Origin of the sequence: Pedobacter aquatilis (assembly GCF_032678405.1) — a bacterium.
GTDB lineage: Bacteria > Bacteroidota > Bacteroidia > Sphingobacteriales > Sphingobacteriaceae > Pedobacter > Pedobacter aquatilis_A.
In genome coordinates this window covers 252,916-268,079 of the sequence record NZ_JAVTSJ010000006.1, presented here as the reverse complement: position 1 = coordinate 268,079, position 15,164 = coordinate 252,916, and the positions used below count along the sequence as shown (strand labels likewise).

10 protein-coding genes are annotated in these 15,164 nt (G+C 39.2%); 9 read left to right on the top strand and 1 reads right to left on the bottom strand.

The features are described 5' to 3' along the window. Nucleotides 1-7 precede the first annotated feature (7 nt). The 6 genes from metH (at nt 8) to R2R71_RS17090 (ending at nt 8,617) form a co-directional block, all read left to right on the top strand. The gene (metH, locus tag R2R71_RS17115; protein ID WP_316832492.1) at nt 8-3,715 is read left to right on the top strand and encodes a methionine synthase; all 3,708 of its coding nucleotides are present in this window, start codon (nt 8-10) and stop codon (nt 3,713-3,715) included. A gap of 36 nt (nt 3,716-3,751) precedes the next feature. Beyond that, a complete protein-coding gene (gene metF, locus R2R71_RS17110; protein WP_316832491.1) occupies nt 3,752-4,705 on the top strand; it encodes a methylenetetrahydrofolate reductase [NAD(P)H] in 954 nt (317 codons plus the stop codon). Nucleotides 4,706-4,744: 39 nt separating this feature from the next. Beyond that, nucleotides 4,745-6,136: a pyridoxal phosphate-dependent decarboxylase family protein gene (locus R2R71_RS17105; RefSeq protein ID WP_316832490.1), complete on the top strand. Its 1,392-nt coding sequence runs from the start codon at nt 4,745-4,747 to the stop codon at nt 6,134-6,136. Between the two features lie 46 nt (nt 6,137-6,182). Then, nucleotides 6,183-6,491, top strand: coding sequence for a hypothetical protein (locus tag R2R71_RS17100; protein WP_316832489.1), 309 nt, complete (start codon nt 6,183-6,185; stop codon nt 6,489-6,491). Nucleotides 6,492-6,561: 70 nt separating this feature from the next. Next, nucleotides 6,562-6,981, top strand: coding sequence for a tail fiber domain-containing protein (locus R2R71_RS17095; RefSeq protein WP_316832488.1), 420 nt, complete (start codon nt 6,562-6,564; stop codon nt 6,979-6,981). 127 nt (nt 6,982-7,108) lie between these two features. Next, entirely contained in the window at nt 7,109-8,617 is a 1,509-nt protein-coding gene (locus R2R71_RS17090; protein ID WP_316832487.1) for a glycoside hydrolase family 10 protein, read from the top strand. Between the two features lie 3 nt (nt 8,618-8,620). Here the strand turns inward: R2R71_RS17090 and R2R71_RS17085 are convergent, their stop codons facing one another. Then, nucleotides 8,621-9,355 carry an NUDIX hydrolase gene (locus R2R71_RS17085; protein WP_316832486.1) on the bottom strand — a complete coding sequence of 245 codons (735 nt, stop codon included), beginning with the start codon at nt 9,353-9,355 and terminating at the stop codon, nt 8,621-8,623. Between the two features lie 181 nt (nt 9,356-9,536). On the opposite strand from R2R71_RS17085, the gene R2R71_RS17080 reads away from it, so the two are divergent. The 3 genes from R2R71_RS17080 to R2R71_RS17070 are packed head-to-tail and all read left to right on the top strand — an operon-like array spanning nt 9,537 to nt 15,119. Continuing rightward, nucleotides 9,537-11,774 carry a hypothetical protein gene (locus R2R71_RS17080; RefSeq protein WP_316832485.1) on the top strand — a complete coding sequence of 746 codons (2,238 nt, stop codon included), beginning with the start codon at nt 9,537-9,539 and terminating at the stop codon, nt 11,772-11,774. 9 nt (nt 11,775-11,783) lie between these two features. Beyond that, the gene (locus R2R71_RS17075; RefSeq protein WP_316832484.1) at nt 11,784-14,087 is read left to right on the top strand and encodes a glycoside hydrolase family 3 protein; all 2,304 of its coding nucleotides are present in this window, start codon (nt 11,784-11,786) and stop codon (nt 14,085-14,087) included. A gap of 3 nt (nt 14,088-14,090) precedes the next feature. Beyond that, nucleotides 14,091-15,119 (top strand): nucleoside hydrolase, encoded by a 1,029-nt coding sequence (locus R2R71_RS17070; RefSeq protein WP_316832483.1) that lies wholly within the window; start codon nt 14,091-14,093, stop codon nt 15,117-15,119. The last annotated feature ends 45 nt before the right edge of the window (nt 15,120-15,164 follow it).

The window sequence follows — 15,164 nt, the reverse complement described above, 5'->3', positions numbered from 1 at the left end:
ATGTCAAATGAGCATTAGAGAAGAATTAGAAAAACGTATTTTGGTGATTGATGGTGCGATGGGCACTATGATTCAGCGCTATACATTAACCGAAGAGGATTTTAGAGGAGAGCGTTTTAAAAATCACCCTTGTGATGTTAAAGGCAATAATGATTTGCTGAACATCATACGTCCCGATATTATTAAGGCTATACATTTAGAATACCTGAATTCTGGTGCCGATATCATCGAAACCAATACCTTTAGTACGCAACGCATCTCGATGGCCGATTACCAGATGGAAGATCTTTCCTATGAGCTGAGCTTTGAAGGTGCCCGTGTAGCAAAAGAGGCTGTAAATGAATTTATGGCTGCTAATCCCGACAGGAAATGCTTTGTTGCCGGTGCAATTGGCCCAACCAACCGTACGCTTTCAATGTCGCCAAATGTAAACGACCCTGGTTTCAGGGCTGTATATTTTGATGAGCTGGAAACTGCTTATTACGAACAGGTAAGAGGCCTTGTTGATGGTGGTTCGGATGTTTTACTGATTGAAACCATTTTCGATACTTTAAATGCTAAAGTGGCTATTGTTGCCATAAAAAAATATGAAGAAGTAATTGGCCGTAAACTCGAAATCATGATTTCGGGAACCATTACCGATGCTTCAGGGAGAACATTATCTGGTCAAACAGCAGAGGCTTTTTTAAATTCTGTAATGCATGCAAAACCTCTAAGTATTGGTTTTAATTGTGCTCTAGGCGCCAAAGAAATGAGGCCACATATCGAGGAACTTGCAGCAAAAGCAGGTTGTTATGTTTCTGCCTATCCAAATGCAGGTTTACCTAACGAGTTTGGGGCTTACGATGAGCAACCGCACGAAACAGCCCACCTTGTTGATGATTTTATTGCTTCGGGTTTTGTAAATATTGTTGGTGGTTGTTGTGGTACCACACCAGATCATATTGGTTGTATTGCTAAAAATGCCAGGAAAGCTGCACCAAGGAAACTGCCAAAAATAGAACCTTACATGCGCCTGAGCGGACTGGAGCCTGTTACCATTACCCCTGAAAGTATTTTCGTAAACGTTGGTGAAAGAACGAATATTACAGGTTCGCCAAAATTCTCAAAACTAATTCTTGGCGGCGATTATGAAGCTGCGCTTGCCGTGGCCTTGCAACAGGTTGAAGGCGGTGCCCAGGTAATCGATGTAAACATGGATGAGGGAATGCTTGACTCAGAAGCTGCAATGACCAAATTCTTAAACCTTATCGCTTCCGAACCAGATATCGCAAAACTTCCAATCATGGTCGATTCGTCGAAATGGTCGGTTATCGAAAATGGCTTAAAGTGTCTTCAGGGAAAGGGTATTGTAAACTCCATATCCCTTAAGGAAGGTGAAGATAAGTTTCGCGAAAGCGCCCGTAAAATTATGCAGTATGGCGCAGCGGTTGTGGTAATGGCTTTTGATGAACATGGACAAGCTGACAATTACGAACGCAGAATAGAAATTTGTAAAAGAAGTTACGACATACTGGTTCATGAAATAGGTTTCCCTGCAGAAGATATTATTTTCGACCCAAATATACTAACCGTAGCTACCGGATTGGAGGAGCATAATAATTATGCTGTTGATTTTATAAATGCAACACGCTGGATTAAAGAAAACCTCCCGCATGCTAAAGTAAGCGGTGGTGTTTCTAATATTTCCTTCTCTTTCAGGGGAAATAATGTTGTTCGCGAAGCGATGCACTCGGCATTCCTTTACCATGCAATTGGTGCGGGTTTGGATATGGGAATCGTAAATGCAGGTATGCTGGAAGTTTACCAGGAAATCCCGCCCGAACTTTTAGAACGTGTTGAAGATGTATTGCTCAACCGTCGCGATGATGCAACCGAACGCCTGGTTGAATATGCTGATACCGTAAAATCGAAAGGAAAAGAGGTTGTAAAAGATGAAGAATGGCGAAAAGGTACAGTTGAAGAACGTTTATCTCATTCATTAGTTAAAGGCCTTGTTGAGTATTTAGATGACGATGTTGAAGAAGCCCGTCAGAAATATGCAAGGCCCATTCAGGTAATTGAAGGGCCATTAATGGACGGTATGAATATCGTGGGCGATTTATTTGGTGCCGGGAAAATGTTCCTTCCCCAGGTTGTTAAATCGGCCAGGGTAATGAAAAAAGCCGTTGCATATCTTTTACCATTTATTGAACAGGAAAAACTGGATAACCCAGACCAGGATCAGAATTCTTCGGCAGGCAAAGTTTTAATGGCAACGGTTAAGGGTGATGTTCATGACATCGGAAAAAATATTGTTGGCGTGGTTTTGGCTTGCAACAATTTCGAAATTGTTGATATGGGTGTTATGGTTCCTGCCCAGGACATCATTAAAAAAGCAAAAGAAATCAATGCCGATATAATTGGTTTAAGTGGCCTTATTACTCCATCGCTTGATGAAATGGTACACTTTGCCAAAGAAATGGAACGCGAAGGTTTTACTATTCCCTTAATTATTGGTGGTGCTACCACGTCGCGAATTCACGCTGCCGTTAAAGTTGCACCTAACTATTCTGGTGCCGCAATACATGTTTTGGATGCTTCTCGAAGTGTTACCGTATGCAGTACTTTAATGAACCCAGAAACAAGGGATGAATATATTGCAGGCATTAAGGCTGAATATGAAAAAGCACGTGAAGCGCACTTAAACAAACGCTCAGATAAGCGCTTTAAAACAATTGAAGAAGCAAGGGCAAATAAATTTAAAATAGATTTTGATAAGCATCTTCCTGTTCCTGAGTTTACCGGAACAAAGGTTTTCGACAACTATCCATTAGAAGAACTGGTTCCTTATATCGACTGGACACCATTTTTCCATACCTGGGAACTTCGTGGTAGTTATCCTAAAATATTCGATGATAAAAATGTTGGTGATGAAGCCAGAAAACTTTTTGATGACGCACAAGCATTACTGAAGCGTATCCTTGATGAAAAGTTATTAACCGCAAGAGGTGTAATTGGTTTCTGGCCTGCTAACAGTGTTGGCGATGATATCGTTTTGAATGTAAAAGGTAAAATGGAAAATGGACCAGAAAGTTCCTCTTCGGTTTCGAATCTACAATCGCAAACTGTTATTCATACGCTTCGCCAGCAGGCAGAAAAAGTTGATGGACAGCCTTATTATGCGTTATCGGATTTTATTGCACCGACAGCATCAGGTATTCAGGATTATTTCGGTGGTTTCGCTGTAACTGCAGGGATTGGGATTGATGAGCTTGTTGATGAGTTTGAAAAAAACCATGATGATTACAATAGCATTATGGCTAAAGCCCTTGCCGACAGGCTTGCTGAAGCCTTTGCGGAACGCATGCATGAGCGTGTTCGAAAAGAATACTGGGGATATGCTAAAGATGAAAACTTAAGTAACCAGGAACTAATCAAAGAAGAATATGCAGGAATCCGTCCGGCTCCAGGTTACCCTGCATGCCCGGAACATACCGAGAAAGGTACGCTGTTTAATTTACTTGATGCAGAAAACCAGATTGGTTTACACCTTACCGAAAGTTATGCGATGTACCCAACAGCAGCTGTAAGTGGTTTTTATTTTGCACATCCTGAATCAAGATACTTTGGTTTAGGCAAAATTACAAAAGACCAGATTGAAGATTATGCAAATAGAAAAGGTATGAGCATTGAGGAAGCAGAACGCTGGCTGAGTCCTAATCTTGCATATTAATATTTAACGAACCAAACTAAAAGCCCCTTTTGGGTTATGAAAATAACAGACCATATTAAAAACGCCAAGGGTAAAACCTTATTCTCATTCGAACTTTTACCGCCAATAAAAGGGCAAAGTATTCAATGGATTTACGATGCAATTGACCCTTTGCTGGAATTTAATCCCCCTTTTATTGACGTAACCTCCTTAAGAGAAGATTACATTTACAAAGAACAGGAAAACGGATTATTACAAAAAGTTTCTTATCGTAAACGTCCGGGTACAATTGCCATTTGTGCTGCAATTATTCATAAATATAAAATTGATGCCGTTCCGCATTTAATTTGTGGTGGATTTACCAAAGAAGAAACGGAAAATGCATTAATTGATTTACAGTTTCTAGGAATTGATAATGTGCTGGCTTTGAGAGGCGATGCCCGTGCAGCAGATAACTCATTTGTTCCAACCAAAGGCGGTCATAGTTATGCAACTGACTTAATCGAACACATCAAGAATCATAATAACGGAAAATTCCTTCATGAGGATATAGAAACTTTCAAAAGCGATTTCTGTATCGGCGTTGCCGGATACCCGGAAAAACATTTCGAAGCACCAAACCTGAATGCCGATTTTAAATATTTGAAGAAAAAGGTAGATATGGGTGCTGAGTTTATTGTAACACAAATGTTTTTTGATAACCAGAAATATTTCGATTTCGTTAAAAAGTGCCGCGAAAATGATATTCATGTTCCGATTATCCCCGGCTTGAAACCCATCAGTACACTTAGCCAGCTAAACGTACTCCCTAAAATTTTTCATATCGATTTACCTGAAGAATTAACCGATGCCTTGTCGCATGCAAAAAATAATGCTGAAGCAAAAGAAATTGGTACCGAAGCCATGATTAAGCAATGTAAAGAGCTTATGGATTTTGGAGTTCCTGTATTACACTTTTACACCATGGGCAAACCCGAGCAAACCAAAACAATTGCAAAGGCAATATTTTAATCAAGTCAGTTTTAGCTTTTACTCAGTTAATAAATAATCATGAACCATTTAAATAACGATAACCGCAATCTTGAAGAAATACTTGAAAAAGTAAAAAACCAGGGAATTGATTATTTAAATAATATTCATGAAAGACCTACCTCAAATCAAAATGACAATGAAATCAATGGGGTTTTAAATGAAGCAGGTTTAGGTACATCCGAGGCACTGGCACAATTCAATACCCGGTTCGAGCCTTTAATAGTAGCATCATCAGGGCCAAGGTATTGGGGCTTTGTTACAGGTGGAACCACACCCGCAGCCATTGCAGGCGATTGGTTGGCAAGCATTTATGACCAGAACACACAATCTTCGAAAGGGAACGGCGATGTTTCGGCATTAATAGAACTGGAAACCATTCAGTTATTATTGTCGCTTTTTAACTTGCCGAAAGACTTTTTTGGAGGTTTTGTTACAGGCGCTACCTTATCAAATTTCACCTGTTTAGCTATTGCAAGGCAGTGGATTGGCAAACAATCGGGAAAGGACTTTGCCCGGGAGGGGATTAGCGGAAATGTAAATATTCTTTCTGCCACGCCGCATTCCTCGGCAATAAAATCGCTTTCGATGCTGGGTTTGGGCAGTAAAAATTTTATCCAGGTTAATGTACTTCAGGGTAATCGCGAAGCCTTGGATATTGAAGATTTGACAGCAAAAATAAAAGCACTCAATGGCGAGCCGTTCATTTTAATCTCAAGTGCCGGAACGGTGAATACGGTCGATTTTGATGATTTTGAAGCCATTAACAAATTGAAAGAAAAACATAATTTCTGGTGGCACATCGATGCTGCATTTGGCGGTTTCGCTGCGTGCTCTTCAAAATATAACCATTTAGTTAAAGGATGGGAAAATGCCGACAGCATTACGGTTGATTGCCATAAGTGGTTAAATGTTCCGTATGAAAGTGCAGTGTTTTTTGTTAAAGAGAAACACGTAACCTTAGAGGTTGAAACCTTTCAAAATGCCAACGCTGCTTATTTGGGTAATCCGATGGAAAATTTCAGCTACCTGAATTTCCTGCCTGAAAACTCCCGCAGGTTAAAAGCCTTGCCAGCATGGTTTACTTTAAAGAGTTATGGTAAATCTGGCTACGAAGAAATTGTAAACAGCAATGTTGAAATGGCACTACTTTTTGCCGATTTTATAAACTCCAGTGAGACTTTTGAGTTGCTTGCACCAGTCAGGCTAAACACCGTTTGTTTTTCCTTAAAAGACGAAACTTTGGCTACCGGCTTCCTTAACAGTTTAAATTCAACAGGAAAGGTATTCATGACGCCAACTTTTTACAATGGAAAAAAAGGTATTCGTGCAGCTTTCGTAAACTGGAGAACAAGCGCTGCGGATATCGCGATTGTTACAACAGAAATGGAGCGAATTCTGACAGAAATATAACTGACAATCTGCAGTTTCCATAAAAAGAGCTGTATATTTGAGAACAATGAAAGCAGGTATTTTAAAATATGTCCTTTTATATTGTTTTGCAATAGCACTATTGTTCAAAACAAGTGGGGTAATATCTGTAGTTATAAATTCGGTTAAAAATATAGCCTATAGCATCGATAACCAGGATTCTACTGAAAAAGAAGAAAAGAAAATTGAACATGAATATTTTAATACTGTTTCAATAATTTCTGCTGTTTTAAAAACACCTGTTCAGTTGGATAAAAAGATAGTGCTACCTGAGCATAACTTTTTATCATCTTATTTTCCCGAAGTTTTAACACCTCCTCCCGCTTTAGAAGCATAATATCCCTTCTAAATCATTTTTTTCGGTAATAACCGAAAACATCATTTGTACTTTATAATTCTATAATCATATGAAACGAGCAATTTCATTAACATTTGCGGTATTTTTAATATCCGCATCATTAAAAATCAATGCCCAGGAAGTGGCGCAAACAAATGTCCAACCAATAAATAATTCGATTTCCCTGGTATCTCAACTACAACCAGTAAGTTTTAATTATGATGAAAAATGGGCTGAAAAATTAAAATTATCAAACAAGCCTCAAATGGGTTTTGTGGCCGCAGATGTGCAAAAAGTTCTGCCATCTCTGGTTAAACAACAGGCAAAAGATTATCCTAGTGGTAAAAATGCATTCAGATCTGCTACAATAGCTACTTTTGATTATGAAAGCTTAATCCCGCTTTTAGTTGGCAGTATTAAAGAGCAACAACAGCAAATAGAACAATTAAAACGTGAAATAGAAACATTAAAATCGAGAAATACAAAGTAAATTTTTAGTTTTTAGTTTGGTTAGGCCGGAATGTGGTGTTCCGGCCTTTTTTATTAAGCTGTAAAAATTTTAAAATATTCGCATTATTAAAATACAAATGGTTTAAGTTTATTTAACATTGTACACCATGAAATATAAAATATTACTGCCCTTATTATTAATTTGTTTAACCTTTAAGCTTAGCGCCCAGCAAAGTATTCTGCCAGAAATCCCTAAACCGCAGCGTGAATTCAGGGCTGCATGGGTTGCCAGTGTTGCCAATATTAACTGGCCAAGTAAACCAGGTTTATCTACCCAACAACAACAGGATGAAGCAATTGCTTTACTTGACATGCTTAAGAAAAACAATTTTAATGCAGTAATTTTTCAGATAAGACCGCAGGCCGATGCTTTATACAAAAGTAGCCTGGAACCATGGTCTTATTTTTTAACAGGTGTACAGGGCCAGGCCCCAAAACCCTATTACGACCCCTTGGAATTTTGGATTGAGGCTGCTCACGAACGTGGGCTGGAGCTACATGTTTGGCTTAACCCCTACCGGGCGCACCACATTTCTGGCGGTCAACCGTCTGATTTATCTGTGGTAAAAAAACATCCGGAATTGGTTTATAAACTAAAACAGGGTTACTGGTGGCTCGACCCGTCAAAAAAAGGAACCCAGGATTTATCTGCAGAAGTTGTTAAAGATATTGTTAAACGATATGATATTGATGGTGTTCATTTCGACGATTATTTCTATCCTTATGCGGAGTATAATGGAGGTGAAGATTTCCCGGACTCAACAAGCTATGCCGATTACCAGAAAACGGGTGGTAAATTAGCCAAAGGCGATTGGCGAAGGGAACAGGTTAATGTATTCATCCAACGGATTTACCAAACCATTAAAGCTGAAAAAAAGTATGTTAAATTTGGAATCAGTCCTTTTGGGATATGGAGGCCAGGTTTTCCAGAATCGATTAAAGGCTTCGACCAGTATGATAAACTTTATGCCGATGCAAAACTATGGTTAAACGAAGGCTGGATAGACTATTTTATGCCGCAGTTATATTGGCAGGTGAACAATATTCCGCAGAGTTTTCCGGTTTTACTGGGCTGGTGGCAATCTGAAAATACCAAGCAACGACATCTTTGGCCAGGCATGAACAGTGGTATTGGCGGAGGTGAAAAAAACAGCGATGAAATTATCAATCAAATAATGATTACCCGTGGTATTTTACCAAAATCGCCAGGTGCAGCACATTGGAGCATTGCGGCCCTGTTAACACACGAAAGCCTGCGTAACGATTTATTGAAAGGACCTTATAAAGATGAAGCTCTTGTTCCGGCATCGCCATGGCTTGATAACGAAAAACCTTTATCGCCGAAGGTAGAAACAGAAAACAGAGATACCGATTTATACATAAAATGGAAACCGGTAAATAAACGTGATGATTTTAAATATATCGTTTATACCAATTATGGCGGCAAATGGAATTACAACATCCTTAACTATAAAAGCAGGTTTTTGCAAGTCCCAAAATCTAATTTTGCTGATGCGGCAAAAACAATTAAACAAGACTTACAAGCTATAGCTGTAAGCGCTATTGACCGGACAGGAAATGAAAGCACATTAGAAATTATCAATCTTATTAACTGATAGCTACCAGCTAAATTCATTCAGTGCTTTTTTATAATTAGTTTCATCAAAACGATATAGGTTGGGCGCTTTATGTGCCCCCCCTTTTCTTGATTCATCGAGCTTAACCAGAATGTTGTAACGCATTATCTTACGATAAAAATTACCTCTATTTAATTTCTGCCCCAATATAGTCTCATACAAAGCCTGTAGCTCGGGCATGGTAAAAGTTTCGGGAAGGAGGTTGTAACCTATTGGTTTGTAGCTGATTTGTTCGCGAAGCGTTGCAAGGGCCTTTTTTAATATTTCTGCATGGTCCATCACTGTGTTCGGAATGTTATCAATTGAAATCCACTCACAGGAATCGGAATAAGCATCTGCTACAGGAGTAACCTGTGTATGATCGACAAGGGCATAATAGCCAAGTGTTATAAAACGCTGTTTGTGCCACAAATCATCAGGGTAATCTACAAAATAACCTTCCGAGCGGTTGGTATTTCCAAATACACCAAAAACATTTAAGAAAATCTTATCGGCACCGCTCCTTTCAAATAAAATACGTTCCGCGGCGGCATCAAGTGATTCGTTTTTATTCACGTAACCACCCGGAAGCATCCAGTTTTCTTCTCCTTTTAGTTTTAGCATTAAAACATTTAAACTGTTTTTATGGAAACCAAAAACAACACAATCAATAGATATATGAGGCAAAGCCTTACTCCATAACTCCGAACTGGCATCTTGAATCTCTTGAATAATCATCTTCTTAAGGTAATGTTTTTAGGACACCTAAATTAATAATTTGTTTTTCTTATTTAAACATCTTAATATTGCTTCATAAAGAAGCAATGAAAAAATTGCCGGAATTTCTAACCAATCATTTTGCAGGTAAAATTTCTATGCTTCCATTAATTTTTAATAATCCGATACCTAATTATTCGTTATGAGCATCCAAAAAAAGATTTTGCTGGCAATTATTACAGCGTTTAGTATTCCTGCTATTGCCCAGGAGCCCGTTAAAAGAGATTCTATCCCTCAAAAAAAAGTTGCAGAAAAAAAAGAAGAAGATAACCGTAATGTAATGCTGAATGCAGCAAATAATACAGGCCCAAGAGATGTAAATATCGGTTTGCCATCTACTGTGGGTGGAATAACAATACAGGAAAACAATTTACCCGTGGTTTATTTTTTCTGGCCAGAACTGCCAAACAGAACCTGGAGACAAAGTGTAAGTCTGGCGAAAACCGGCTTGTTAAAAATTGGCGAATCTGTAATTACCACAGGTGATTTAGGCTTTGCAGTTAACTCTTATACTAAACTAGGAACGGAAAAATTTGAGGCTGTGGGTAACTTATCAGGCAGTCACTATGGTTGGCTAAAAGCCGATATTAATGTTTCGGGCCCGATTGCAAAAGGATGGTCTTATGTGGCAGGAGTTTACCAGAACTATGACCCAAACTCTTTTGATGTTCAGTTTTCAAATTACTCAGACAAAACGCAGATTTATCGGGCTGGCCTAACAAAACGTTTCAACAACAACAAAGGGGAAATCAGTTTCCTTTATAAATATGCCAAGTCGATTTCTTTAACCAATTATGCGGTTTTTCAATACAAAGAAAACGGACAGGTCCAGGAACTGGATAACTTCCGGATTGGTCGTGATTCGTACATCATAAACGATGGTATCCTTAAGTTCAAGGATATTCAAACCGGACAATATTCTTATAAAAATGAAGGTAATAACGATGCCGCTTCCACATCACATAGTTTTGACGTTTTAGGTAACTATCAGTTAAAGAACGACTGGAAATTTAATTTTTCTACCCGATTCCGCCGTGCAGAGGCAACTTTACTCACCAACATTCCTATTGGCATTCTACAGGCAGGTGCCGCCGATGGATTTTCTTATGCATCAACCGGACAGGCTTATACCGGAAACGTAAATTCGATGCTGGCCTTATCTACGCCTAAAGTACCTACCACGACTATACTTTCGAGATTCGAATTGACAAAAAAAGTAAATAAGCATGATTTAAGAGTTGGTCTTACCGAATATTACTACAATGTAGATAACTATACTTCAAGCCGTTCTTTTTATTATCAAACGGTTTCTGCGAATCCTGAAAAACTGGTTCGTAATACACCGGGAGGAACTTCAAATACCGATGCAGATGGTTTTTACAATTACAATGTTGGCGGTGAATATCACGATGGCTATGAAAATAAAATTTCGACCTACTTTTCTGATAACTGGGAAGTATCAAAGAATTTCTCTTTAAATTATGGCATTAACCTGAGGTATCATCGTGTTGATGGAAGTTATTATCAAACTGCCAGAACAGATGGCTTTGTTTTCGACCCAAGTCAGAAGACTTACTTTACAAATAACTGGTTTCATTTAGGCGGTTCGGTAAATGCTGTTTACAAAATTACCAATAAACTAGGCTTACTTGCCGATTTTACCTATGCCGAAAATAACGGACAACTGGAAAGCTATTCAGCGGCAACAGTTCCAAACTTGGGAAAAACCAGAAGCCCTTTAGCTGCTTTTGGTGTTTATTATAACCACGATAAGTTTAGCATCGTTTCTCAGGCTACCTATCTAACCCGGAACAACTATTTTTCGCGTTTAAACCTGGTAAACCCGAATAACGCCAGTGAGGCAGAAGTAACAACTGTTAATTACGATATCCAAACGCTGGGCTGGACAACTGATATCGTAACCAATCCGTTTAAAGGTTTTAACCTGCACTACCTGGTTACCTTTCAGAATCCGATTTACAAGAATTATAACTTCAATGATTTTGGTAATAGTTACTCTTATGATAACAAAAATGTACTTGAAATTTCCAAAGTGTTGATGGAAATTGACCCTAGTTATACTTACAAAGACTTTAAAGTATGGGCGAGCTTCCGTTATTTCAGCAAGCAATTTGCCAATCTGACAAATGCACTTTATTTCGCAGCCCGTTGGGAAACTTTTGGTGGCGTTAATTATAAAATCAATAAACATTTCGATATTGGTTTAACTGCAGTAAACTTTCTTAATCAAACCGGTGCAAAAGGAACGATTAATGGCGCTGAGCTAATCACTGATGCATCTGCTTATTACAATCAGCTTTTAGTGGGCTCTTATATCCGCCCATTTACGGTTGAAGCTTCTCTGAATTTCAAATTCTAACCAAATAAAATGAAGAAAATTACAACAACCCTTGCCCTTACCCTTTTGGGAAGTTTTACTTTAAGTGCACAACAATTCACTATAGTAAAGAATAACCATGGCGCATCGCTTGGTTATTCATCAGCTTCTGGTGTAAAAATTTTAACGGTTAGTGGCTTAAAATTTAAAGATTTAAACAAAAATGGTAAGCTGGACAAATACGAAGACTGGCGCTTATCAGCTGATGAAAGAGCCAAAGATTTAGCCACAAAAATGTCGGTTGAACAAATTGCAGGCTTAATGCTTTACAGCCGACACCAGGCTTTACCGGCAGGTGTCGCAGGATATAACATGGGTACATACGATGGTAAAGTCTTTCCCGAAAGCAAGGCTAAAGCCTCCGATTTAACCGACCAGCAGAAATTATTTTTAAAGGATGATAATCTCCGTCACGTACTAATTACAAGTGTCGAAAGTCCGGAAATTGCCGCAATATGGAATAATAATGCACAAGCTTTTGTAGAAGGAATTGGTTTGGGTATTCCGGCAAATAACAGTTCCGATCCTCGCCATACTGCTTTGGCAACCAGCGAATTTAATGCTGGCGCAGGAGGTAAAATTTCAATGTGGCCCGATGGATTGGCGATGGCCGCTACATTTGACCCTAAAATTGTAGAACAATTTGGGCAAATTGCAGCCAAAGAATACAGGGCCTTAGGTATTGCAACGGCACTATCGCCCCAGATTGATTTAGGAAGTGAGCCACGCTGGTACCGCATTTCGATGACCTTTGGGGAAAGTCCTTTATTAACAACTGATATGGGTCGTGCCTATATCGATGGTTTTCAAACATCCTACGGAAAAGACGAAATTAAAGATGGCTGGGGCTATAAAAGTGTTAATGCCATGGTTAAGCACTGGCCGAGTGGTGGTGCCGAAGAAGGCGGAAGAGACGGACACTGGGCTTATGGAAAGTTTACTGTTTACCCAGGCAATAACCTTCAACAGCACATCAATCCGTTTGTAAATGGAGCATTCAAACTGGCTGGAAAAACGGGTAAGGCATCAGCGGTTATGCCTTATTACACCATCACATTCGATCAGGATAAAAAATATAATGAAAATTTAGCTAATGGTTATAGCAAATATATTATTACCGATTTGCTCCGTGATAAGTATGGTTATGATGGCGTGGTATGTACAGATTGGCTGGTTACCGGTGATGAGGGCAAAACACCCAATCTTTTTGCAGGTAAACCCTGGGGTGCTGAAGCATTAACGATTGCAGAAAGGCATTACAAAGTTTTGATGGCCGGTGTTGATCAGTTTGGTGGGAATAACGATAAAAAACCAGTTCTCGAAGCTTACCAGATGGGTGTAAAAGAATTTGGTGAAAAGTTTATGCGGGCACGTTTTGAACGATCAGCAGTTCGCCTGCTTAAAAATATTTTTCGGGTCGGCCTTTTCGAAAATCCTTACTTAAATGTAGAGGAAACTAAGGCAATTGTAGGGAATGCAGAGTTTATGAAAGCGGGTTACGATGCTCAGTTAAAATCAGTTGTTTTGCTTAAAAACAAGGCTAACGTTCTTCCGCTCAAAGAGAAGCAAACGGTTTATGTGCCAAAAATATATTCTGCACCAACAAAAGACTGGTGGGGAGTTTATTCGGCTGCTAAATTAGATTACCCCGTTAATATCGAGTTGGTTAAAAAATATTATAACGTAACCGAAAATCCTGATCAGGCAGATTTTGCTTTGGTTTTTGTATCGAGCCCGCAAAGTACCGAAGGTGGTTACGACATTAATGACAGAACTGCCGGAAGTAATGGTTATGTACCGATTTCTTTGCAATATGGCACATACACTGCAGAAAATGCCAGGGAAAAGAGCATTGCAGCTGGCGACCCGGTTATCGACCCAACGATTAAAGACCGTTCGTACAAAGGCAAAACAGTTACGGCTGCGAATACAATGGATTTAAGAACAATTCTCGATACCAGGGAAATGATGAAAGGTAAGCCTGTAATCGTTTCTGTAACGGCATCAAAACCGATGATTTTTAATGAGTTTGAAAAACAGGTGAATGGTATCGTACTCAATTTCGGTGTATCAACGCAGGCTGTTCTCGATATTATTTCAGGTAAAACGGAGCCATCAGGTTTGCTGCCAGTTCAGATGCCGGCTAATATGAAAACTGTTGAATTACAACAGGAAGATGTTCCGTTCGATTTAACCCCGCATAAAGACAGCGAAGGAAATACTTATGATTTTGGTTTTGGATTAAACTGGAAAGGTATTATCAATGATGCCAGAACACAGAAATATAAAAAGTAACTTATGAAAACGTTAAAATCTATTCTATTTAGTTTAGGTCTGTTTACAACTGTTGTTGCGAGCGCACAAACAGGTCCATTCTTTGAAAGTGGAAATGTAAAACCGCGAATGCGGGTTATTGTTGATAATGATTTTGGTGGCGACCCCGACGGACTATTTCAATTGACTCATCAGGCACTTTCACCTTCGGCTGATATTAGAGGAATTATTGGTTCGCATCTGAAACCTGGAGATCCATTTGATAAATCGGACGTAACAGCAACGAATGCTAAAAACAAGGCCATTCAGCTTTTGAAAACGATGAAACTCGATGAGAAATATCCTGTTACAGAAGGCTCGAACAAAGGTCTTACGGATGTGAAAACACCTCAGGTTTCTGAAGCTGCAAAACTGATTATAAAAGAAGCTATGCGTGACGATACTAAACTTCCGCTTTATGTGGTTTGTGGTGCGGGTTTAACGGATTTGGCGAGTGCATATTTAATGGAACCAAAAATTGCCAGCCGCTTAACCCTGGTGTGGATTGGCGGACCTGAATATACTGATATTGCAACCCCTCCACCTGGATATACACCTTTGGAATATAACCTCGGCATCGATAAAATTGCTGCTCAGGTAATCTTCAACATTTCCAATATTTCAATCTGGCAGGTGCCCAGAAATGCTTACCGGCAAACTTTGCTTTCTTATGCCGAATTGTTTTCTAAAATAAAGCCAAAAGGTGAGGTTGGTAAATTCTTGTCGGGTCAGATAGAAAGCCTGATGAAAAGAACCCAAAGCCTGAATTTTCATATTGGTGAAACCTACATTATGGGTGATAGTCCGCTTGTTTTACTTACCGCCTTGCAATCTTCTTTCGAAGCCGACCCTTCTTCAAGCGATTACCTGATAAAACAGGCTCCAAAGATTAACGATGCTGGCTTGTACGAAGTAAATACTTCCGGCAGAAACATAAGGGTTTACAATAGGTTGGATACCCGCTTAATGTTCGAGGATTTCTTTGCCAAGCTGGATCTTTTTAATGCTAAATAGCTATGTAGGTCGTAATCGTAAATAATTTTTATCCTCAACTAAGAA

Coding starts and splice junctions, on each gene's coding strand:
- metH (WP_316832492.1), top strand. CDS start 8: ATGAGCATTAGAGAAGAATTAGAAAAACGTATTTTGGTGATTGATGGT.
- metF (WP_316832491.1), top strand. CDS start 3,752: ATGAAAATAACAGACCATATTAAAAACGCCAAGGGTAAAACCTTATTC.
- R2R71_RS17105 (WP_316832490.1), top strand. CDS start 4,745: ATGAACCATTTAAATAACGATAACCGCAATCTTGAAGAAATACTTGAA.
- R2R71_RS17100 (WP_316832489.1), top strand. CDS start 6,183: ATGAAAGCAGGTATTTTAAAATATGTCCTTTTATATTGTTTTGCAATA.
- R2R71_RS17095 (WP_316832488.1), top strand. CDS start 6,562: ATGAAACGAGCAATTTCATTAACATTTGCGGTATTTTTAATATCCGCA.
- R2R71_RS17090 (WP_316832487.1), top strand. CDS start 7,109: ATGAAATATAAAATATTACTGCCCTTATTATTAATTTGTTTAACCTTT.
- R2R71_RS17085 (WP_316832486.1), bottom strand. CDS start 9,355: ATGATTATTCAAGAGATTCAAGATGCCAGTTCGGAGTTATGGAGTAAG.
- R2R71_RS17080 (WP_316832485.1), top strand. CDS start 9,537: ATGAGCATCCAAAAAAAGATTTTGCTGGCAATTATTACAGCGTTTAGT.
- R2R71_RS17075 (WP_316832484.1), top strand. CDS start 11,784: ATGAAGAAAATTACAACAACCCTTGCCCTTACCCTTTTGGGAAGTTTT.
- R2R71_RS17070 (WP_316832483.1), top strand. CDS start 14,091: ATGAAAACGTTAAAATCTATTCTATTTAGTTTAGGTCTGTTTACAACT.